Source organism: Flavobacterium soyae, from assembly GCF_021245985.1.
In the GTDB taxonomy this organism is placed as follows: Bacteria; Bacteroidota; Bacteroidia; order Flavobacteriales; family Flavobacteriaceae; genus Flavobacterium; species Flavobacterium soyae.
The window spans coordinates 304797-329549 of the sequence record NZ_JAJQXA010000002.1; the positions used below are offsets into that span (position 1 = coordinate 304797).

Sequence of the window (24753 nt, forward strand, 5' to 3'; positions counted from 1 at the left end):
GTTTCTTATTTTTTTTTATTGTAAAGTATTTCTTTCTCTCCAAACAATCTCTCAGCGACTAATCCTCTGGAAAGACACTCCTCTATTAATAAATTAGATTGAACTATAGGATTCGATTCGTCCGTATATTTAATACTGCTAATAAATTCACACCATGGTTCTTGTCCCATTGCATATACATAAACTTCTTCTGGTTTAAATATATCTACCAGAGTCATTCCACGGTCAAAATCACAGCCGGCAAGTCTTCTTGACTGATCGTGATCTTTTTGCAGTTCGTCTACAAGTAAAGGACCATAAAGCCAGGTCAATGGAGCTCCATCACATTCCATTCCCAGCAGCAGTACATCAATATTGCCTATTATGGGCCGTGTATGTTCATATACTTTTTTTTCTAAAACCCTGGAATCGGCAACAAAAAGCAGGGAAAAATTGGAAATTTCTATATGAAAACACAATTTTGCTTTTATATCTAAATCACTATGCTCTCCTGTAAAAGGTACTCCTGTAATTTTACAATCTAAAAACTCTACAGTCTCAAAGTCTTCAATTTCAATAACGTTTTTAAAACCAATATTATTAAACATCAATTTTACAGAAGGATCCTGAAGATGTCCGCCACCGCTTCGCGGCACGACTAAATTTTTGATTTTATGCCTTAAAGGTAAAAGTGTTTCAAATAAAACATGATCTTGATGATTATGCGTAATTAAAACATAATCAATAGAATCTGGTAAATCATAATCAGAAAAATGTTCAACACTTGATAAATAGCCATAATAGCTGATTAATGGATCGACTAATATACTTACATCTTTTGTTTCTATTAAAATACAGGCATGACCAAAATATCTCATTCTGATTTTATCTCCAGTATATTTAACATAGGGAACTGATGTTTCTTCTGTAAAAAAAGATTGAAATAAAACTTCTTCATCTTGATTTAAATCTCCTAAAAAGCCTCGTATAAAATCATATTCCTGCGGATTTCGACGCATTTTACTTAATTCGTCGATAAATTTATGATCAAACGGCATGTCTAAATGCAGCACATCGTCTTCATTTAATTTTGGTGTACTCAAACAGAAGGGACGAGAATCATTATTGGTAACCCATAAGGCAATACTTTGGCTGTTTTTATTATAAAATTTGCTTTTATATAAAAGATTTTCAAAAAATCTAAATGATGGATTACCATTTAAATCATATATAAGTTCAACATACCCTTTTAAAATCTCAGGTACAAACTCATAAAGTCCTTCAAGAGATTGTCCTTTTGCTTCTTTTTTCAGCATTTTAACTAGTTTTCTAATGGCTAATGAAAGGCTGATAGAATCTCTCTGGTTTATTAAAGTAGATTCCATTAATTTTTTAATGTCTTCAGTTCTGTTTTCAGAATAATCCATAAAAGGTCCGCCAAGCATTTTGGGATTATTGACCATTTCTTTATGGAGTTCCGGAGATTCTATATAGGAATTCATTATTTCCAAATGTCTGCCTGTAATATTCATTGCTGCAGTTGAAGGCGATACTAAATGTGCCCATGCAAACCACCTTTCAATTAAAGGTTCAATTACTACGTTAGGCTTTAAATAAACTAATTTCTCCATACTATTGTATTAAATTGTTGTTCTTGACTTTCGAACATTATTATTTTTATTGATAAATTTTAATTCCTTAATTAACAGTGATATTCCTTGAATGGTAGGATTATTAAAGACATCAACTGTTGTTATTTTAATTAAAAAATGACTCTCGATTACACTTTTTAACCTCATGACAATGAGACTATGTCCTCCCAATTCAAAAAAATCATCTGTAATTCCTATTTTTTCAACCCTTAAAATTTCCTGCCATATCTCAGTTAATTTTTCTTCAATATCATTTGTGGGGGCTTTATATTCTTTTTTAATAAAATCCGCCGCTGATACTTCGGGCAAGGCTTTACGATCTACTTTTCCATTTGCTGTAAGCGGCAAAATGTCCAGCTCTATATAATAATTGGGAAGCATATATTCTGGTAATTTCCCTTGCATATAGTTTCTGATTTCTGATTTATCTACTTTTTTATCTGTAATAAGATATGCCACCAGTACTTTATCCTCATTAATTTCTTTAGCATCTATTACCACCTGAAGCAGATTTTCTGAATATTGCAATAATGCCATTTCAATTTCTGCTGGCTCAATCCTGTGTCCTCTTATTTTTACCTGATTGTCTCCTCTTCCTAAAAAACTTATATTTCCATCGGGCAGCCAGCGTCCCAGATCACCAGTATTATATATGCGTTCGTTTTTCTTAAAAGGATTAGTAATAAATTTTTCGCTGGTCAAATCGGAATTATTATAATAGCCTTTTGCCAAACCATCGCCCCCTATAAAAATATGTCCGGCAATACCTATTGGCACCATATTCATTGCATCATCCAGAATGTAGAATTTTGTATTATGAATAGGAGTTCCAATATTTAAGGCATCTGAGGGTGCTTCTATTTTTTTTGTACTGGACCAAATAGTAGTTTCTGTAGGTCCATACATATTCCAGACTTCTTTTGTACTCAAAAGTAATTTCTCTGCCAGTTTTTCACTTAATACGTCACCACCGCAAAGAGTTTTAATCGTTTTATCGCCTTTCCATCCGGCATCAAACAATAATAGATAAAAACTTGGTGTTGCTTGAATAAATGTTGGTTTTAATGTTTCAATTTTATTCGATAATTCTTTTTGATCAGAAAACAATATCTGACCCGCAATATATACCTCCGCACCGGAAATTAATGGTAGAAAAAATTCCAGAATCGAAATATCAAATGAATATGTAGTCACTGAAAAAAATAAATCCTGAGCTGTCACATTCATTTTTTCTTTCATACTTAAAAGAAAATTAAACAATGAATTATGTCCAATTTCTACACCCTTTGGATTACCGGTTGAGCCGGAAGTGTAAATGATGTAAGCAGTGTCTTCTGGTTTTACTTTTGTATTATAGGCTGCAATAGTGACCTGCTCTGTATCAAAGTCATCATAATTTATCCATTGAATCCCGTTAGCGTCATCATGTAACTCATTTGCAAAAATAATTTTTATGCCACTGTTTTCTGCAATGTATTTTATTCTGTTTTCGGGTAAATTTGGATCTATTGGAATATAGGATTTGCCCGCTTTAAAAATACCAAGCAATAAAGGTATAAGCTCTACAGATCTTTTAATGCAAACCCCAATAGGCTCATTATTGGTACCATAATTTGCAGCAATATAATGCGCAATTTGATCTGATTTAGAATCTAACTCTTTGTAACTATAACTTTTAAAATCATCTTTTACAGCAATATTCTCTGGAACTTGTACTGCTTGCTGACGAAATAAATCTATAACTGTTTTATCTTTTGCATATTCTTTCTCAGTAGCGTTAAATTGGGATAAGGCTGCTTTTTCATTTTCGGTTATGCATATTATATCCTTTAACAATACATTTTGATCGATCATAACCTGAGTGAGTACCTGTTCAAAATGCCCTGTTATTCTTTTTGCAATTTCATGATCGTATAGGTCACTGTTGTAGTTCAGGTTTAACAATAAGCCATTTGCGCCTTGTTCAACAAATGCAAATGTCATTTCTAACTGTGAAGTCTTCCTGTTATTCTCGTATTTACTAATTTTCAAATCAGCAGAAATGTGATCCTGATTCTGAAAAGATTGATTTTGATTTTGCAATATTACCATCACATCAAATAATGGAGAACGACCGGCATTTCTTTTTAAATTTAACTTTCCTACTAACTCGTCAAAGGGATACTGCTGATATTTATAAGCATCTAACAATATTGTTTTTTGCAGTTCCAGAAAATCCAGAAATTTACTTTCCTTGTTCAATGGTGTCCTAACAGCCAATGTATTAAGATACAATCCTATTTGTTTTTCCAGATCAGGATGTTCCCTTCCCGCGATTGGAGTACCTATTATAATGTCATCCTGGCCTGTATGTTTGTGCAGTACGATATTAATCGCTGCAAGCAAGGTCATGAATAAAGTCGATTTTTTTTCTTTGGAAAATGTCTTTAAACTTTCTAAAAATGTTTCAGAAAATCGATGGGTAAAAGTATCCCCATTATAAGTCTGAACTAACGGACGTGGTTTAAATCCCGATAAATTTAATACAGGAATAGTATTAGAAAATTGATTTAACCAATATTGCTCTGCACTTTGATATTTCTCGTTTTTAAATCCGGCGGCAAGCCATGCTGCATAATCTTTATATTGAATAGACAATTCAGGCACTTGTATTGTTTTTCCCTGAATGAGGTTCTTGTAAAATTGTATTACCTCCAACATCAGTATTTGCATCGACCATCCATCGCCTATAATATGATGCATGCAAAGTGAAAGAATGTGTTTTTTCTCTGCTAATTTTATTACTGAAACTCTTAACAATAGGGCTTTCTCCAGATTGAAAGGTTCATTGTTTTTTAGTTCTAAATAGGAATCTGCTTCTTGTTTCTGAATGGCAGAATCTGAATAATCTTTGAAATCTATTTTAAAATCAACTTTATTTTTTGACAAGATATACTGCCTCACTTCTCCCTTATTATCTGCAACAAAATAGGTACGAAGAATCTCATGACGATGGATCAGATATTGAAAAGATTCCTCAAATTTATCCATATAAAAATCTCCTTCAATGTACATTGCAGTAGACATATTATAAGCCACTGAACCATTTTCAAACTGACTGATAATCCACAAACGGCCCTGAGAAGGTGTTAGTGGATACGAATCTGATGGCGCAGCTTTTGGAATAGAGTAACCACTTGATTTACTTATATCATCAAAATGAATATCTTTGTTGGGGCTTTTTTTTCCCTCAACTAATTCTTGCTTTAAAAATACAATTAATTCTTGTTTATTACTCAATATTAATTGTTTATCACTTGCTGTAACATTAGTAACATTTCCGGTAAGTCTAAGGTTTTCCTCAGAATTATCTAATGAGATGGCAATAGATTTATTTTTAAGGGTTAAAATTAGATCTTGTATAGTATTCATTATTTGAATTATGATTAATTATTTTTTATTTTGAACAAGCAGATCACGCAGTACCTTTTCATATAAAAAAGGCATTTTATCAATCTCATAAGATTGATTTTCAATTGTTATTAAACTTTTTTTAGTATTTAAATAATATAAGTTTAAAACTGTAAAACCCTTAGAATCAGAATAACCCGTATGTCCCACTTCTTTATTTTCATCATTTAGATAAAGTGCAAAACCATAATGCATCTGTGTATTTCCAAAAATAGAATGTTTAGTTTCAGAATAAGGTGTGATCATTTGCTGAAATGATTTTTTTGAAATTAATCTGCCGCCGTACAGGTTATTGTTCCATGTTAATAAATCCTGGACATTTGATATTACTCCCCCGGCAGGAACTTCAGACGGGTCGAATGTTACGTTATCAATTTTAGTTCGGGTTCCATTTACATAATTATAGCCATGTACAAAATTTTTAAAATCTTTTTCAGGAAACTTTGTATTTTTCATTTTACATTCCTCCATCAGTTCAGCAAACAAATTCTTGTATGGTCTTCCGGAAACTTTTTCAATTATTCTGCCTAGCAGTACATAATTCCCATTGTTGTATTTAAAAGACGAATTAGGTTTAAATGCTAATGGTGCGTTTAAATCTTCGATGCCAGATGTGTGGTTAAGCAAGTTCTTGACTGTAATGTCTAAAGGCCATTTTGGGTTTAAATCACTTAAGTATTTATTTATTGGGGCATCGAGTGTGATAGATCCTTTTTCGATCAATCTTAGTAATAATACAGCTGTAATTTGTTTACTAATAGAGAGAATTATGAATTGATCATTTTTTTTCATTGGTATTTTATTCTCAATATCTGAATAACCAAAACTTTTACAATATTTAACCTCAGTACTATCTGCAATAAGAATTACACCATTAAATTTTCTGTCCTGATTACTGCTGTTAAAAACAGAATCGATTTTATGTTCGTACACATTATTTTCTTTTATTGCCTTTGAACATGAAATCAGAGAAAGAAAAATGAAAAGAAACAAAGTATTTTTTTTTAAAACTGCCATATCTTTTTATTGTTAGACTAGTTGTTCTATTATATTTATCAAATGATTTTTATACGACTGAGATAACATCTCAATTTCCTTAATTGTAAAATGAAATTTGTTGAAATTGATGTAGAGTATCAACCTTCCTTCGTTTATGATTCCGGTGAAATTAAGAATGTCGTTGCATTGGCTTTTTTCAGAAGCATCCTGATAAACAAATTCTACCCCGCTAAAAAGACTGTTATTTAAATTGTTTCTGATACTTGACGCAAAATCCCCTAAATAATTAAATGTAATTTCCGGCTCAACATTTAAATCTTCATTTTTTAAATATTTCAATATTCCATATCCAATACCTTTGTTTGGAATGGTGTTAAGATTATTTTTAATGTCAAGCAAAGTTTCTATAACATCCTTATTATTTTCTTTTAAGTCAATATGGACTGGAAACATTGAGGTAAACCAGCCTATGGTTCTTGAAATATCTAAATCATAACCTATATTTTCTCTTCCGTGTCCTTCTAAATTCAATAAAATTTTATGGAATCCAAATCTTTCATTTACCGCCAGAACAAGAGCTGTGATTAGTATTTCATTAATTTCTGTCTGATGTTTTTTATAACATTTAGTGATTAAATCTTGTGTTTTATCCTCATCAAGAGTTACGAAATATTTTTCTCTTTCGCTTATTGTATTGGCAGCACCAGAATTAATTTGTAAAGTATCGAAAGGCTTTTTGTTGATATTTTGCCAATAAACACTCTCGCCTATCAGGCTAAATTTATTTGAATATTCTATAAGTTTTCCTTGCCATTCTTTTAGAGAACTGCCTTTTTGTGGCATTTGGAAATGGGTATCATATAAAATTTTATGATACAAATTAGACAAATCTTCTGCAAGAATCCTGAACGAAACACCGTCAACTAATAAATGATGCACAATAAATAAAAGTTTATCCTTCTTTTCGTTTTTCAACAAACAAACTTGTATTAATGGCCCCTTCTCAATATTGAACTGTTTGCTCAGTGCTTTGCTTTTTTCAGTAAAATCGTTTTCATTCTCATAAAAATTAGTTGAAAAACGATACATATTATCAAAATCTCCATAATACTGTGTCCAGTGATTCTCATTTTTTTTAAACTTAATCCGTAAGGTATCGTGATATTGAATTAGCTCATGAACAGCTTTTTTCATAATTTCTTCCTGTATTTCCTGAGCATCTAAAACAATAGATTGATTGTAATGATTGTAATCCCCTTTCTTTTTTTCAAAAAATAATTTCTGAATTGGTGAAAGTGGTACATCTCCGGAAAAAATATCCTCCTTGTTCTGGACTGCCTTTTTTAATTTTACCTTTTCTGAAAAATCTTTTATTACAGGATTCTTTATAATTTCACCCAGACTAAGCAAATATCCGCTCTGGCTCAATCTTGAAACCACCTGAATTGATTTTATAGAATCTCCTCCTAATTCAAAGAAATTATCATTTACAGATATGGATTTTCTATTAAAAATTTCTTCGAGTATCGCAATAATTCTTGTTTGTATCTCATTTTCAGGACTGATAAATTCAGAGGTCGCTTTTTGCAAATTTACATTTGGCAACTTCTTTCTATCTACTTTACCATTTGATGTCATAGGTATACTATCGATCTCTACAACAATAGACGGCATCATATGCATCGGAAGGTTTTTCTTTAGATTCTCCTTGAATCTCTGCTCATTATAGCCTTCTTTTGTAATTATATATACAACCAGTATTTTATCTAAGTTTAAATTATCAATAATCGTAACGCAACATTCTTTGATATAATCTTGTTGAATAATGGTCGCCTCAATTTCACTTAATTCAACTCTGTATCCCTGAATTTTTACCTGATTGTCAAATCTTGATCCAAATTCAATTTCTCCATTCAGGTTCATTCTTACTAAATCACCTGTCTTGTATAATTGGTCTTCGTCGTCCTGAAATGGATTTTTTATACGTTTTTCATTTGTTAAAGAAGGCTGATTTAAATAACCGCGAAAAATGCCTTTTCCTCCTATTAAAAGTTCTCCCCAAATTCCCTTTGGGCATAAATTTAAATTTTCGTCGACTACATAAATCTTCGTGTTTGAAAAAGGTTTACCAATAGGCACATTTTTTCCTGTCAAATTATCTTTTACTTCATGCAGTAATTTTCCTATTGTGGCCTCTGTTGGTCCATAATGATTGATAATACGTATTGACGGTTTTACCTTTTTTATTTTATTTATGATGCTGTTCGAAAGTTCTTCTCCTCCAAAAATGATCATACTGTTAGGCAGCAGTAAGTTATTATCAACCTCTAATGATTTCCAGTAAGTAGAAACTATTTTAATACAATCGATCTCATGTTTTGCAAAGTAATTGTGTATGTATAAGGAATCCCTCAATTCTTCTTTAGAAAACAGATGTAGTGTATTTCCGTAGATTAACGAGCTATACAATACTGTATTTCCTAAATCTGTAGCCAGGGTTGACATGAGACAATTAACTTTGTTTTTTCCAATGCTGATCTTATTGTTCAATCCAATAAAATAATCAGATAAATTTTCATGGCTGATCATAACACCTTTAGGATTACCTGTCGTCCCAGAAGTATAAATAATATAAGCCAGATCAGCAGGATTTACACTATTAGAAGTTGCTGTAAGCTGCATTTGATTCCAATCTCCATTTTTGTCATCTAAATTTATTATCTCAACACCTTTATTGGCAAAAACCGCTGAATCAATTTGACTGCTTATTACGAAACTAGCTTTTGTATCCTGTATAATATATGATATTCTATCCTCAGGAATATCAGAATCAAGCGGAATATATATCCCGCCAGATTTCATTATACCTAATATTCCTATTACGGATTTATCCATATTAGTATTAAAACACAGCAATATATTGGGATTTTTTTCTACTCCCTCCTTTATCAAATAATGGGCTAATTGATTTGACTTTTCATCTAATTCTTTGTAGCTCAAACTTATTCCGTCAGAAACTACTGCTATATTATCCGGATTACTGCGTACCTGTTCTCTGAAAAAGTCAAGAATTGTGTGATTTTGCTTTTCTTCATTTACACTAATATTGAAGGACAGTAATTCGTATTTTTCCTCTGCCGTTATACATTCTATTTCTTTTATTGCAATAGCAGGATTAACAATAACACTAGTCATAATTTTTTCAAAATGACAAAATATTCTACTGATAATTTCATTTTCATAAATAACAGCATTGTACTCAATTACCAAGTCTAGTTTTTCAGATTCAATGAAACTAAAAGAAATATCCGGGATATGGTTTTTAAAGTCAGGTTCCGTCCATTTAGGATGGTTTATTCCATCTTCTTTTAGTAGTTCTTTATGATTTAAAACAACTAATACATTAAAAAGCCCAGAAAGACTAACATCTTTATTCAATTGATCTATTAATTCATCAAAAGGATATTGCTGATGTTCCAGCGCATTCGATAAAACTTTTTTCTGAAATTGTAAAAATTCCAGAAATTTACTTTCCTTATCAATCTGAGTTCGGATTGCAAGTGTATTCGTGTAACTATCAGACAGATTTTCTATATTAAAATGATCCTGTCCTGCTATAATGGTTCCGGTTATAATGTCGTCCAGTTTTGTATATTTATAAAGCAAAACATTTACTGCCGCCATTAAGCTTGTAAACAAGTTAGTTTGTTGCTCTTGCGAAAATTTCTTTATTTTTTCAAGAAAATCTTTTGAAAAACTATGAGTAACTGATTCTCCTTTAAAGGTTGGAATTAAGGGACGAGTCTTAAAACTGGGTAAATCTAATATTGGAATTTCTCCTTTGAACTGATTCAGCCAATACTGCTCAGAAGCTTGATATCTTTCTTTGCCTAAGAAAGATATCAGTTCTTCTTTTCTATCTTGTTTAAGATTTTTATCAATGGAATATAAATCTTTCATGAGAAATTAAATATTTTTTTATTATTATTTAAACTTTACTTTTTGTTAATCGTAATTAGCATTACACACTTAACCAACTTACTATCAATGACCTAAAAGCTATTACAAATATTTGCTTTTCTTTATTTAAGTCCCGTTGAACGAATCTTTAAAATGTTTTACAAAGTCTCGTATAAATCAATTTTTTGTTTTCTCTCGTAAAGTTTGTGATTACACCAGAAATAATTGACAGTTTCCCATTCCATTACACTCTTTAAATCAGGGAAAAATCCTTTACCTCTAAAGTTTGCACTGGTATTGCACAGTAATGGAATTCCGCTTACGTCCTTATAGTGTGACAGTAATTCATAAATTACATCATTCTCATTCTCATTAACAGTTTGAAGCCTGGCGCTTCCGTCAAGATGAACAATAGCCGGAACTTTATTATCCCATTCTTTTCTTACTGTATGTTCAAAAAGCATAAATGGATCCGGATTTCCTGGAAAAAATACTTCCGGAGCATCATTTTCTAAACAAATTGGTGCTACAGGTCTGTAAAATTCTCTTCCTTTTACTTTATTAAGCAAACTTTTCATTTTAATGTTTGTGGCAGGCGAAATAATACTTCTGTTTCCTAATGATCTTGGACCAAGCTCTGCACGGCCATTAAGAACAACAACAGGTTCGTCTTTTTCGTGCAATAAAGTGGCAAGTTCTTTAATAGAAAATGGCTTGGTTAAATACGTATCACTTTCCTCAATATTTTCAATAATTCCGGGACCACTATAAACATTCCAATCCAAAACGGCTGTATCCGTTTTATCTAGCATGGCACAGCACGCAACTCCAATTGCACTTCCTGAATCATTAGGAAAAGGCGGCACCCACATGGTATCAAAAATCCCCGCATTACGTAATTTACTGTTCCATTTTATGCTTAAAGCGCATCCTCCTACAAAACAAAAATTTGATCTTGAATAAGGTAGTTTATCTATTATAATTTTTAATCTTTCGATTAAAAGGTTTTCAAGAAAAATATGAAACGTACATAGTACATCTTCATTACTTAATCCGATTGAATCACATAATTGTTTAGATTGACTAATGAATTGTTGTGTAATCCAATTGACATTTTTAATATTTACTACACCTTTTATCTCTGCTTCCAATTCATTATAGATTCTGAAAAAATGCTGCAATAATTCTTCATTTTTATTTCCAAGTGCGATATATGCCATCAATTTCCCAGAAATAGCGTAATCTTTTTTGTTTTCGCTAAATGGGCTAAATTCATACGCAAATTCTGGGTAAACACCGCCAAACATTAAAAAAACAGGTCCACAGTTTACTGTCTTTTTTTCCTTTGCCTCATAATAAAATAGTTGAGGAACCATTCCTCCGTCCCATGATAATACATATGAGTTTTCATTGTTTTTTGCATATGGACTTGTGCAGTAAGCACCAAAAATATGTCCTGAAACATGCATATAACTCGTATAAGATAAATTTAAGGCATCAATTTTGGCATCATGAGATTTTAAAACATCATCTGTTTCTGATAATAAAACTCCATATTTTGATAATTTTAAATCAATAAAGAAATCCTTTGACAATTCAAGATCTTTTAAAATTGTCACCTCATCTTCCTGCTCTGACTTTAATACTTCCTGCTTATCATTTCTCCATCCATCAATAGCAATCTTGTCTAATGTAGCAAAACTGTAGCTATATTTATTTAATATAGATTCAACTTCTTCAAATGTCAGGTTAAAATCGGCTAACCTAAAATTGTTATTTAATTTTTCCATTTCATACGAAAAAATTAATTTTCCATTATCAATTAATGCAAGTGCTCCGTCATGACTTGATTTTATTCCTAGTATCTTCATTGTTTATTTTTTACCTTATTATTTAGTTTAATATTTATTGATTAGGATTCGATTCTGTATTGATCTTAATTTTTATTGTGAATGATCCAAAATTCATTTAACCTTCAGAAAGAGAGAATTTCTTTCAAAACGAGAAAGTTTTTCATGAGATGACAACTTATTGTCAAACTATAAAATCATTTCCTGAATTTCATTTGATTCGTTCTCTTCATTGATTGCTCCAGATCCATTGTTTACTATAAAACCTGACAGTTTTTCTATAGAACTATTATCAAAGAAATCGTTCAGACTAACTTCTAACTTGTGGTTATAATACATTCTGGAAAGTACATGGGTCGCCTTTAAAGAGTTACCTCCCAAATCAAAGAAATCATCATCAAGACCTATCTTGTTTGTATTTAAGACTTCTGAAAAAATGTTCCATAAAATAGTCTCAATTGAATTTGCAGATCCTACTGAAATAAGAGTTGATTTATTGAATTTTGTATAATCTAATAATCTTAATATTTTATAGATATTAGAATGCTGATCAGAATTATGGTTTCTTATTACGTTATCATCCCAAATCCACCCAATAACATCCTCATTGAGGGTTTCAGATTTTTTTACATTATAATCTTCAACTTTCAAATCATTATTTAACAAAGCAGCCGGACTTTCGTAAGGCTGATTTACAGATACATTTATAGCTGTATTTTTTCTTTCCCAATGCTGCAATTCCATATTAAAATTGTAATTTTCCAGAAGATTAAGCGTGTCCAAAAACTTTTTGAATGCCGTATTTTTGCCAGTCTCTTTAAATAAGAATTTTACATTTTTAGATTTCTCAAAATACAAATCCTTTATTATAGATAAGATTTCATATTCAACACCTTTTCCTAAAACCCTACAGCTTAAAAAGAAATTTGTAATGGTCAAATCTCCCTGATCTTCTTTTAAAATAACGCAGCCTACGATACCATAATCACCAAATAAATCTTTTAAAGTGACAGAATATCCTTTATATCCTCGAGCCGTCATGTTATGCAAATCAGAATCCTCCAGAATTACCCCATTCATATTGAACTGATTGGTTCTTTTAGAAAGCTGAACCATTCTTTTCAGACTATTGTTATCAATTTCATTAAAGTACAACTGCAGATTTAATTTTGATAAAAAATCAATATTTTGATCCTTGCTTTCTTCTACATATTTGTTTCTTTCTTTTTCTGAGAGATACATTTCGTTTCTCAGTTTATCCTCTGATGTAATATCAAACTTGTCCAAAGAAATAATACTGTTTAAAAAACCAGCAATATGCAAATCATTTTCAGGAAGTTGTAATGTCAGCACTTCAGGATTTCCTACGATCATATTATGGCACTCCATCACATTATCATCAATAAAAATGAAATTGTTTAAAGATAAATTCAATTCAGTGGCGATTTCCTTTATATTGAGATGCTTCTCATTCCAGTTAATTCGGGAAGAAATAATATGGGTTTGTTTGAGGAGCATATCAGGATGATTTTGAAAAATATTCCAAACATCTTCTTCATTATTTTTACTCAAAAGCACTATTAAAAATCCTTCCTCATGCTTTTTTATGATGAATTCCTGTAGATATTGATGCCCTGCTGTTATTTTGATGTCTTCTATACTATCTTCTCCACAAACACCTGCCCATAAAGTATTATCACAGTCTAGAGCAATAACTTTTGACAGAATTGTCGATTTATTAAGAATTACACGCGTTATATAAGATGAAATTGAATAATAAAATTCTTCTTTATAAGGAATGTTTGCATTTTTATTTCTGTAATAATCAAAAATTGGTACCCAAGGGAAAATTTCAGAAAAATTCAATAAATTGATCAGAGTTACATTCTCTATTCCTTTAGATATGTTGGCCAATTTATTGTAATAGATAATTATTTGTTCATTTGCATCTTCATTGTATTGATCATGGGCTATAGGAAGAATAAATAGCAATATTGTTCTCTCTTTAGCAATTTTTATCAATGATTCCTCTAATTTATTATATACTAAGGGTAAAGAATTAGTATTATTTTGATCTATATAATCCTCAAAACGGTTAAATACAACAACTAAATCATTATTTCCTGAAGAATGATGAATTTCATTCAATCCCTGTAAAACCTGATTGTAATCAAAAAAAGAAATATTATGATTGATCCTGAATTCCTTAAACCAAAAATCTAAATGATCATTTAGAGGATTACTCACAAAGGAAGAAAGTATTTGTATCGATTGTTGAGTATTTACAAGTTGTTTTTTTTCTAAATTTTTAATTGGATTATTTAAATCTGCTACTGAATTTACAATCATAGACTCAAAATTATTCAGTACATTTTCCATCGAATCACTTCTGAAAAGGTTAGAATTATATTCTAATTGAATCGTAATTTCCTCTTTTCCGATAGTGACATCTAATTTAAAATCTAATTTAGAAGAGTCTCTCTCTGTTGTATCAATGTATTTTGTGATTTCTGTATTATCTGACAACATCACTTTTAAATCCTGATCTTCTTCATTATGAAATACAATCATAGTATCAAAAATCGAGTTTCTGGAATAATCTGTCTGCTCATTAAATTTTTCAATCATTAAATCAAAAGGGTACTCTTGATTTTCATAAACCTGCAGAACATCCTTATGCAGTTCGGCTAAATATTGTTTTAAGGTATAATTCTTATTAACGTTAATTTTCAGGGGCAGATAATTAATAAATACACCTATAAGCTGTTCTAAATCAACATGATTTCTTCCCGAAACAATTGTTCCGATGATAAACTCATCTTGTTTAGCATACAAGTGAATTAATAAGCCGTAAATACCAATAAAATAGTCGTTTACATTGATATTGTATAACTCTAAATTTTTCTTGAGATTGCTAATTTTTTTTCCACTTATGATAGTCTGAACACTATTACCATCGTAGGTCATTTTTTTGAGTCTTGGAAAGTCTAATGGAAAATTAAGAGGCTCTATTTTTGAAACAAAGAAATTCTGCCAGAACTGTTCTTGCTTTTTACAGTTTTTTTCATGCCAATACACAAAATCTTTATATTGTACTTTTAATAAAGGAAGATTGATTTTTTCATTTTTTATAATAGAATTGTAAAAAACAGGTATTTCACGATTAATAATTGTTCTTGACCACTCATCACTAATTATATGATGCAGGGTCAATAATAATATATGCTCGTGAGCATTGATTTCAATAAGTTTTACCCTAATGGCAATTTCGTTTTCTAAATTAAAAGATGTTGAATTTTCGTCAAGAATTACACTATCAATATTTTCAACATTTTTTAATAACCCTATTGAAAAATTTAATTGTTCAACAGGTAAAACATACTGCCTTAATTCACCATTTTTGAACTTAAACAAAGTTCTAAGTGTTTCATGGCGTTCAATCATTTTTAGGAAAGACTTTGCAAGTGCATCCACATTAACATTTCCATTTATTTTAAATCTCAATGGTACATTGTATAGATTTTTGGTTTCTCTTCTTTGCGATGCCAGCCAAAATCTTTTTTGAGCGTTGGAAACCGCATAATTTTCCTGAATGGCGATTAACTCTATTTCATCAAAAAAACTTTCATTTTCTATATTTAACAGTGACGAAAATTCCTTAGGAGTTGGAAATTCATATATTTCCTTTAAGCTTAATCGTATATTAAATTCTTTATGAACCCTGTTCAAAAATTGGATTCCTTTTAGGCTGTGTCCTCCTAAAGCAAAAAAATTATCGTGCAGATTTATTTCTTCTGTTTGCAGTATTTCTTTCCAAAAAGAGATTATTTTTTCTTCTGTAGGATTGCAGTCATATTGTTTATTTTCTTTTGCAGCTTTTAATGGTAAATTTTTATAGTCAATTTTATTATTGGCTGTAATAGGGATTTTATCCAACTGAATAACAGTTGAAGGAATCATATAGTCCGGTAAGTAATTATTGAGAGATTCTTTTATAAAAATTTCATCTATGGAATCTTTAGAAATTACATAAGCAATAATTTCTACATCCTTATTTACATTACTTGTTACAACAACAGCCTGATCAATCTCTTGGATGCTTTCTAAAACATCTTTTATTTCATCCAGTTCAACTCTATATCCTCTTATTTTTATCTGATTATCATTTCTACCTAAAAATAATATATCGCCATTTAAAAATTTAATTCCTAAATCTCCGGTTGCATAAATTCTGCCGTGTGTATGGTACTCAACGAATTTTGTAGAAGTTAAATCTAACTTATTAAGATAACCATGTGCTAATCCTGATCCGCCAATGTGTAGTTCTCCAATTACACCAAACTCGACTTCCCTGCCTTTTTTATCCAAAATTAGACACAAATTGTTTGTAATAGGTTTTCCTATTACTGGTCTTGCCTTATATTGCGCTATATTTTTTGTATCAATTTTATGGGCTATACAGCCAATAGTTGTTTCAGTTGGTCCGTAATGATTGATAAACTGAATTCCAGAATTATTAGCATTAAATGAAATAATATCCTTTGTATTTATTTTTTCTCCACCCAAAAGGACTAATCTAAGTTTAGAACCTTCAATTTTGGAAACATTGTAGGAATTATTTAAAACATTAAAATAAGAAGGCGTGGTTTTAATATAAGTAATTCCGTTAGCTGCAATATAATTTATAATAGAATCTGTTTGATAAATTAACTCTCTGTCAACAAAATGCAGCGTCCCGCCGGTTAATATCGTACCCCAGATAGCGGTATATCCAAGATCAAAAGCATACGACGATAACAGTATCGAAGCATCTGTTTCGTTAATTCCTAAATAAGCACACAGCCATTTTACATAATTTACCAATGAGCTGTCTTTAATACAAACTCCCTTAGATTTTCCCGTAGTACCAGATGTGTATATAATATAACCTATGTCTTCTGAAGACCTTTTTGGAAGATTGTAATCATATTTCCCTAATTCATTAGTATCAATTGTATCCAAAAAAATGGGATTACTATTTTCAATACTTTCAAACACATAGCTAAATTTCTCTACGCTTAGTACATGTTTTATCCCTGCGTCTGAAACAATGTGATTTATTCTGCTGCTGTTGTCATTTGGGTCAATTGGAATAAATGCTGCCCCTAGTTTTAAAATAGAAAGCATTGAAATCATTAAATTATGATTGGGATCACATAAAACACCAATTTTAGAATTATCTCCAACTCCCTTTTCCGACAAATAAATAGCTAACAATGTAGATCTGGCATCTAATTCATTATAAGTTAACGAATTAGAATCTGCTACTATTGCACATTCATCTCCATGATTTTTAACCTGATAATCAAATAAATCTAATATAGATTCCTGATTATCAATTATATTTCCGGGTATTTCTTCATGCTGATAATAAGTAATATCATTTATCTGTCCCTGATTAAGATTATCTGTAATTTGAATACAATAGCTTTCCCATAAATCCAATATGTATTTTACTTCTTCTGACTGAAATTTATTTTCATCAAAAAACAAAACAATTTTAATAGTATCGTCAGAATTATGTATCTGAAGTCTAAGTTTTAAAGGCTGGTCGTAAATTGATACAGCTGCCAATTTAAGTTCTCCGGATTTACAAAACAGCTTATGATCGATATATTCAAATTGATAAGATAAAAAATCAGAAGCATACTCATAGTAGTCTTTATCAATTGATAAATATTCCTTATGTGTATTTATACTCTTTAATTCTTTTTCAACATTTTTCAAATATTCAGAAATTAACAAACTATCCTCAGTCGAATGCAACCTAAAGGGGATATTAAATGAAAATGCTCCCAAATTACCATATAACTGCTCAAAACTTCTACCGTTATGAATATATCCTAAAGTGCTGTGTTCCTCCTTTTCACTAGACAAACGCGATAATGTATAATACCATGCTGATAAAAAACACAATTCTCTGTCTAAATGACTGGTATCTAATTTCGAGATTAATTCTTTATTTATAATCTTAGAAACTTGTGAAACACCAGTATTTTTATTAAAAGATTCAAAATTAACTTTTAACCTTTTACTGTTTTTAATTTTATCACTCCAGTAGTTTTTACTTTCTGCTCCGTCATCAGACAATAACAACTGATTTTTCCATTCTGCGAATTGTAAATAATTAATAGACAATTGTTCTTCAACATTATTATTAGCATAATGCATCGATTTATCGGCTATTAACAATAAACTCCACAAGTCCGAATAAAAAGCAGGAGACTCTAAAATAAGTTCTGATACATTTTCATCTATCTTTAATATCGCTACTTTTAGGTTAACATCCTCAGAAAGCAAATCTTTTTGATTTTCTTTATTTTTTACAGATTCATCTGTTTCTTGTTTTATCAGTAATCTTATCTTTTCGTCAAGTCTTATACAGACTGAATTTTCCTGATCTAACATAGATACCTCCAATTTAAGCATTATTTCATCCTTCATGATAGATGTTAAGCTTAAAATGAAATTATTTATGTTACTATTTTTAATCTCAAGTACAATTCTGTTTAGTAGGTTATCGTTCTTTAAGCTATTAAAATGAATAAAATTTTGTTGAGGCGATAAACTGTAATAACTGTTTTTTTCTAAAGACATAGTACTATTATTTTTTTGTAGTGTTTGTTAGATCATTCATTGATTTTTTACAAATAATTATCAATAGAATCTTCTTCGGACATTGAAACCAATAAGCTTCTATCTCCCTCATAAGAATCACGCCCATGTGTAAAATGAACATTATCAATCATAATAAAATTTCCCTCTTCCCAGTCAAATCGAAACATGGCTTTTTCATAAGCTTCCCGGATCTCATTTAAATCCTTTACTTCAATTTCAGAACCATCTGCGTAATACGTATTTCTAGGTAAACTCTCTAGTCCATAATTTTCAATTAAATACTGTGAGATTTCCTCGTTTAAATTAGAGTAGTGAAATAAATGGGTCTGATTAAACCAATTTTTATCGTTATCATTTTTGTCATTTAGTATAGCCTGAGAAATTTGAAAGATCTTAAGTTTATTGTCTTCCCTCCACTGTAATTTTATATTCTTTTTTTTACAGTATTCCTCTACTTCGCTATTTACTGATGTATCAAAAAAAACTTCCCAATTAATATCCATTTCATCGCTGAAATTCCTAACGTACATAACACCGCCCTTGGACTCAAATTTTTCTGTAATTTCTTTAGGAATTAGTTTACAAACCGAACGGCTGTCTGTTATTGGTGTATGTCCCCCTGATACGGAAGGTTTTTCGCAATAGAAAAATACTTTTTTAGACCAAAAATCAGAATAAGAATGCTCATTATGCTGGGCAATTTTTTGTTCCTTCGGATATTCTGTAGAAGTATATATTTCATCAGTTACTTCAGTTCTCGGTGTAGAGGGCTCCTTATAATTTAATGGTTTGCCATTTGAAGTAATAGTAACAATTTCCGAGAAATCTATTTTTGGGATTAAACAAGAAAAACCTTTAAACAGCAAAATCCTGTCTCTCTCAAAAAGCATATTGACAAAGTCTATATTAGTTTGAATCCATTCTTTCAAACCTAATTGTTTATTTTTGGAAGTGATCAATCTAATTTTCGTATAGTCATTCCTTATAATATCTAAATTTAAATCTTCAGGCACATCTGTAATAGGGTTTATTTTTTTTTGTTCTGATTTTAATATATCCTGAAATTTTTTTTCCATACTAAATTTCATTTACGCTTTCATATTTTTTATTTTCTAAAGGCATTCTGAGCCTTTTTTTACAAAAACCAATATTGTACTACAAAAGCTACAAAATAAAAAATCTTATTTTGTAGCTTTAAATTTGTTTATTTTTAATTCACGAAAATAGCTGCAACATGCAGCTAAAAATTACGGCTTTTAAGTGTAAAAATTACGGAATTGCAATTCTGAAGATAAAAACCATTAACAATCAGCAATTAATAGTAATAATCATTTATTAAAGAAGTAAGAGATAATCTTAAAGAAAATTTTAGATTATAGAGAGTGTGTCATTAAATGTGTAAGTTAAAAAACGACAGGTCATTAAACCATCATCATTAGAAAACAAATAAGTTAATAAAAATAAGGAAGCAAAAGTCTACAATACATAATTTGCCTTTCGTAAAATTTATACCAGTATCATTAAGTAAAAAAAACAGTATAGATTTACTTCAATTGTACGGTAAATCCGTAATATTTAATTAACTTTGATGCCCTATTTAAAAAAAATGAAGATTCCCCTTAAGATTTTGATCGTTGATGATCACCCCATGACAGTTGATAGTTATATTAATCTACTCTCTGACGTAGATTTTCAAAAAATACAGCCAAGTTTTATAAAAAGTTATAATTGTGAGGATGCATATAATAAGATAAAACTGCAGCAAATACAAAACATAAATATTGATTTTGCTTTATTAGATATTAGTCTTCCTCCTTTTAAAGAGTTTAATATTAATAATGGGATTGATATAGCTATATTTATTAGAAAAAAATTTGTCAATTGTAAAATTGTACTCCTTACAATGCATAGTGATCCTTTAACGGTAGATAAAATCATTAAAGAAATAAAACCGGAAGGGTTCATTTCAAAAAGCGATATTAACTTTGAATTATTCCCAATCATTTGCAAAAAAATTCTTGAAGGAGATATATATCTAAGTAATACCATAATACAATCTCAAAGAAATCTATTTAAAAAAAATATAAATTGGGATAAACATGACAATCAAATTTTAACCTTAATATATCAGGGAGTTAAAACGGTCAATCTTCCTAAGTATATTCCTCTTTCAATGAGTGCAATAGAAAAAAGAAAAGCCAATATAAAAGATCAACTTTTAAAGGGAAAAGGCAGTGATAAAGATCTAATTGAAAAAGCTAAAAAATTAGGATTGTTACAGTAATTGGGACTGCTCTCTTAATTTATCACACAAAATATTGTGCTATTTATCATTGATGAACAGCTAGGAATTGATACCTTTTTTGCCACAAAAACTTAAAACGCTTTTTCATTCAAGTTTTTGAATTAATCTTTTTGTATCTCAAACTTTTGGTGTTTTTTTTACACCAAACTTAAACTTTTTTTATTTATGACACGACAAAGTATATCATTGACAGTTCCTAATAAAGATTGGCTAAAAAATCAGGTTAATACTGAAGGGTTTAGTAGTAAAAATGAAGCTATTAACTATCTGATTAAATAAGCTTGTTTATAGGGATAATACTATGCATATGTGAGAGCTAAAATAGATAAGAGAGAAAAAAGTGGTTTTCCAAGAAAGCAAACTAGAGAAGAAATGTTATCTGAATTTAAAAAAGATTTTCCTGATGTGTATAGCTATTAATAGGAAGACAAGACTTTTAGATGAGTTCAATTTAGTTTTTGCATAATAAAAATGCCTTACTTTTACCTTGTAAGCAAAGTAAAAAAAAATGATACAATTTCTCAAGTTGCCTCCAAATTTGCCACAAAAAGCTAAGGCAGTTTTGATAAAAAAGTTATAACGGCTTTTTTTTGACGCTCACTGTCTATACAATCAAAAGAGTATCTATTTTTGTAAATTAAAATAAAATTGTTAAGTATAAACCCTATAAAGCTATGAAGTAAAAAAACTAATAATTAATAAAAAAGCAGTTTTTTTTAGCAAAGCATAAATTACCTTTGTATTTTTGACAAAAACAAAGCACCATAAAGTCAATATAAAACACTAACAAACAGTAACTTATAAACAAACCATCTTTAATAAGATGACAGCTTTAATTAGCGTGGCAAAATCGCGGCACTCTAGCTTTTAACCCCCTACGATACATACAAACCGCTTTTTAAAAATAATTATCTTACAAATTCATTTAAAATAAGCCAATTTCTTTAAATCATTCATAAAATGGTTTGTAATTGTTCAGTAACGTCACTTAAGGAGACAACTAGCAAATAGTTGTCTCTTTTCTTACCCATAAAGTCTTATCTATCAAGCTTTAACAGCATGATTTTTACGATTCGATTTTTCTCATAAGGAATCTCGAATAAACAGTCTTAAAGTGGCTTTATTACAGATTTAATCAAAGCTGAACGATGGTTCGAAGTCCTGTTAAGGATATAGGATTTTTTTTCTCTTGGTTTATCATAATTTTTTGATACTAAATATAGTAATTCCAAAATAATTTTAGCTTCCTTTTCATCTATCTAAAGCAAGATCTCCTGTTTTAAAATCAATACCTGTGAGATCAAACGACAACTTATGTAGCACTAACTAATTAATAGATAAAAAATAGCAACAGCATTAATGCTGTTGCTATTTTTATAACCTTTGGCAAGTTCACTTTGAAAGTGTTCTATCTTATGAAGCGTACCTGAATACTGTTCCCTACTTCCAAGAGTTTGAGATTAAAATAATCTTTTATTTTTTAATTATTTTAGACACATAACTCTTATTATCAATTTCAAACTTAATAAAATAGAATCCTGAATTCAATCCCGAAATATTAATTTCATTTATTTCAAATCCTTCCATGAGTTTTTGTCCGTTAATACTAAAAATTTGGTATTTATCAACCTTTATTTCAGAATCAATATTGATAAAATTTGTTACCGGATTTGGATAAATATTGAATTTAGAAACTTCCAATTTATCAATTCCTAAAGTAGTTCCAAGCTCATCTGCTCCACAATCAATTCTTCCTCCTTCAATTCTTAATTCATTATAATAATCTGTTTCGGTACTGGCGGCAAAATAAGCGGGATTTCCTGCATTTTTACTAGGAGAAGTTGTCAAAAGATGAAAATCAGGATTTGTAATACTAGCGTTCGTCAATTGAGGATTTGCAAATATCGAGTTTGTATTTGTTTTTGTTCCTGTTAAAAAAGAAGCAAATCCTGTATATTGTGTTCCGTTCCAGTCTGCTATCATTTTTGTTGTACCTGCCTGACAGTAAAATGTATTATAATTGAAATTTAAATTTGGCTGCGTTAATTCTGCATAAGCCAAAATATTTTGAGTCTGGGTATAAAAAATATTATTTTCGATACTACTGTTTTCACTGTAAGAAAGATATAATTCTCCGTTTCCAGAATTGCTGTAATCATTAAAATAACAGGTATTATTTCTAAAAGAAGAATTGATAACTTTTCCTGAACCAGACGGATAATCAAATCCACCCATTGCTGCAGCACAAATTTGATTGTCATAAAAAACATTATTTCTAATAATAATTCCATCGGTAGTCTGACCTATTTTTTCGCAGCCAACCTCTATTCCGTAACCATTATGATACGAGGTATTGTTTTCAACTATTATGTTTTTCCCACCGTCTATATAAATCCCTCCGGATGTTGAATACGCTGCAATACAATCATGGGCAATATTGTTTTTAACAAGTCCGTTTCTTGCCTGATCGTTTGCAGGAGTTGGGCAAGTGCCTTCGTGACCAATAATATCTATACCAATGTTGGTAAGATTATGAACATTATTATTAGTGACTTCAAACCCGTTGACATTTCCATTTACCGCAATTCCTTCGCTGTAACCTAACCTGCAATTATACAATTCATTATTTTGTATTTTTAAGTTGGTAATTGCTGTTGTACCATTAGTTCCAAATACTATAATTCCTTGTGCATTTACGTTTTCGTTTACAGCGGCATTTACATTAGATGAAAAATGAATATCATGTATTTTACAGTTTTTAATTATAATATTATCCCCACTTCCTTCAACTAAAATTCCCTGAGCCGTATTTTGAATATTGTTTTGCAGTTCAATCCCATCAATAATTACATTGCTTTTATTATTGATAGCGATAATAGCATTCTGAGTTGTTATTCCTGCTGCATCAATAACAGGAAGTGTTGTCGAATAATTTTTTAAGGTTATATTACTTTTCGAAATCGTAATCTTTTCTAAATAAGTTCCCGGAAAAACGTTTAAAATTCCATTAGCCGGCAATTGATTCAATCCGTATTGTATTGTTTTCCAAGGTGAAGCAAGAGAACCGGAATTGGTATTATTACCAGTTGCTGCAACATAATAATTGGTTTGTCCGAAACAAAAATTAGACAAAACGCAAAATATTAAAATTATTGTTTTTCTATTCATTTTCTTTTTTCTTTTTAGCAACGTCATTTGGGTTGACGTTTGGTTATAGATTTGGTAAACCAAATGTATTAATTAAAGATTAAAATAAAAGTACCCGGATCAACTTTGCTGTTGTTTTTTCAAACAACGGTAAAGTTATACTTCAAGCAATTTTTGCTTTAGATTACAGCCTAATTTATTTATACATTCATTGATGATTCATTCAGTGGCTATTTTTTTAATGACATCCAGAGTATCCAAAATAGTTGCTGTGTTATCAATCGATTCATTCATCATTAAAACCTGTTTTTCTCTGGTATAAGTTTGCAAATTGTTAGGCAAAGGTCACTCTTAAAAAAACATTAAATTTTATAATTTAGCGTTTTTTTTATGCTTTTAAGACACTATTTAACCCGTTTTTACTTCTAAAAATGAATATAGTTTCCCAATCTGGTTAAGTTAAATTCTACAGGATATAAACCGCCCATAAAATGCTCAAGACACTAGACTTAAAAGAAAATCTTTATTTTTATCTTAACAATAATTTAAGTTACAGAATTCCCAATGATGATATATCATATTTTTATTTAGGAGAATTATAATCTGCTGTTGTTGAAAGGATAAACTATTCGTAATTTTATTAAATTCGATTAGAATTAAAAATATATATTTAAATTTAATTCAAAAAAAAGGATATCTTATCTTGTCCGTGGAGCATTCTGTAACAGATGTACAATAGTAATAATTTTTGCTA

At 30.1% G+C, this 24753-nt stretch carries 9 protein-coding genes; 1 reads left to right on the forward strand and 8 read right to left on the reverse strand.

Annotation, left to right across the window (positions count from 1 at the left end; genetic code table 11):
* Nucleotides 1-5: 5 nt before the first annotated feature.
* The 7 genes from LUU93_RS03705 to LUU93_RS03735 form a co-directional block, all read right to left on the reverse strand.
* Entirely contained in the window at nucleotides 6-1610 is a 1605-nt protein-coding gene (locus LUU93_RS03705) for an MBL fold metallo-hydrolase (protein ID WP_232678428.1), read from the reverse strand.
* 9 nt (nucleotides 1611-1619) lie between these two features.
* Nucleotides 1620-5042 (reverse strand): non-ribosomal peptide synthetase, encoded by a 3423-nt coding sequence (locus LUU93_RS03710; RefSeq protein ID WP_232678430.1) that lies wholly within the window; start codon nucleotides 5040-5042, stop codon nucleotides 1620-1622.
* Between the two features lie 18 nt (nucleotides 5043-5060).
* Complete coding sequence (locus LUU93_RS03715) at nucleotides 5061-6098, reverse strand: serine hydrolase domain-containing protein (RefSeq protein ID WP_232678432.1); 1038 nt, start codon at nucleotides 6096-6098, stop codon at nucleotides 5061-5063.
* A gap of 12 nt (nucleotides 6099-6110) precedes the next feature.
* Entirely contained in the window at nucleotides 6111-10040 is a 3930-nt protein-coding gene (locus tag LUU93_RS03720; RefSeq protein WP_232678434.1) for a non-ribosomal peptide synthetase, read from the reverse strand.
* Nucleotides 10041-10198: 158 nt separating this feature from the next.
* Complete coding sequence (locus LUU93_RS03725) at nucleotides 10199-11911, reverse strand: carbamoyltransferase N-terminal domain-containing protein (RefSeq protein ID WP_232678436.1); 1713 nt, start codon at nucleotides 11909-11911, stop codon at nucleotides 10199-10201.
* 168 nt (nucleotides 11912-12079) lie between these two features.
* Nucleotides 12080-18373, reverse strand: a complete 6294-nt coding sequence (locus tag LUU93_RS03730; RefSeq protein ID WP_232678438.1) for a non-ribosomal peptide synthetase — start codon at nucleotides 18371-18373, stop codon at nucleotides 12080-12082.
* A gap of 200 nt (nucleotides 18374-18573) precedes the next feature.
* Nucleotides 18574-19623, reverse strand: coding sequence for a TauD/TfdA family dioxygenase (locus LUU93_RS03735; RefSeq protein ID WP_232678440.1), 1050 nt, complete (start codon nucleotides 19621-19623; stop codon nucleotides 18574-18576).
* A gap of 530 nt (nucleotides 19624-20153) precedes the next feature.
* Here LUU93_RS03735 and LUU93_RS03740 point away from each other — a divergent pair.
* Nucleotides 20154-20831, forward strand: a complete 678-nt coding sequence (locus LUU93_RS03740) for a response regulator (protein ID WP_232678442.1) — start codon at nucleotides 20154-20156, stop codon at nucleotides 20829-20831.
* Between the two features lie 1494 nt (nucleotides 20832-22325).
* Here LUU93_RS03740 and LUU93_RS03745 read toward each other — a convergent pair.
* Nucleotides 22326-24020, reverse strand: a complete 1695-nt coding sequence (locus LUU93_RS03745; protein ID WP_232678444.1) for a T9SS type A sorting domain-containing protein — start codon at nucleotides 24018-24020, stop codon at nucleotides 22326-22328.
* Nucleotides 24021-24753 lie beyond the last annotated feature (733 nt).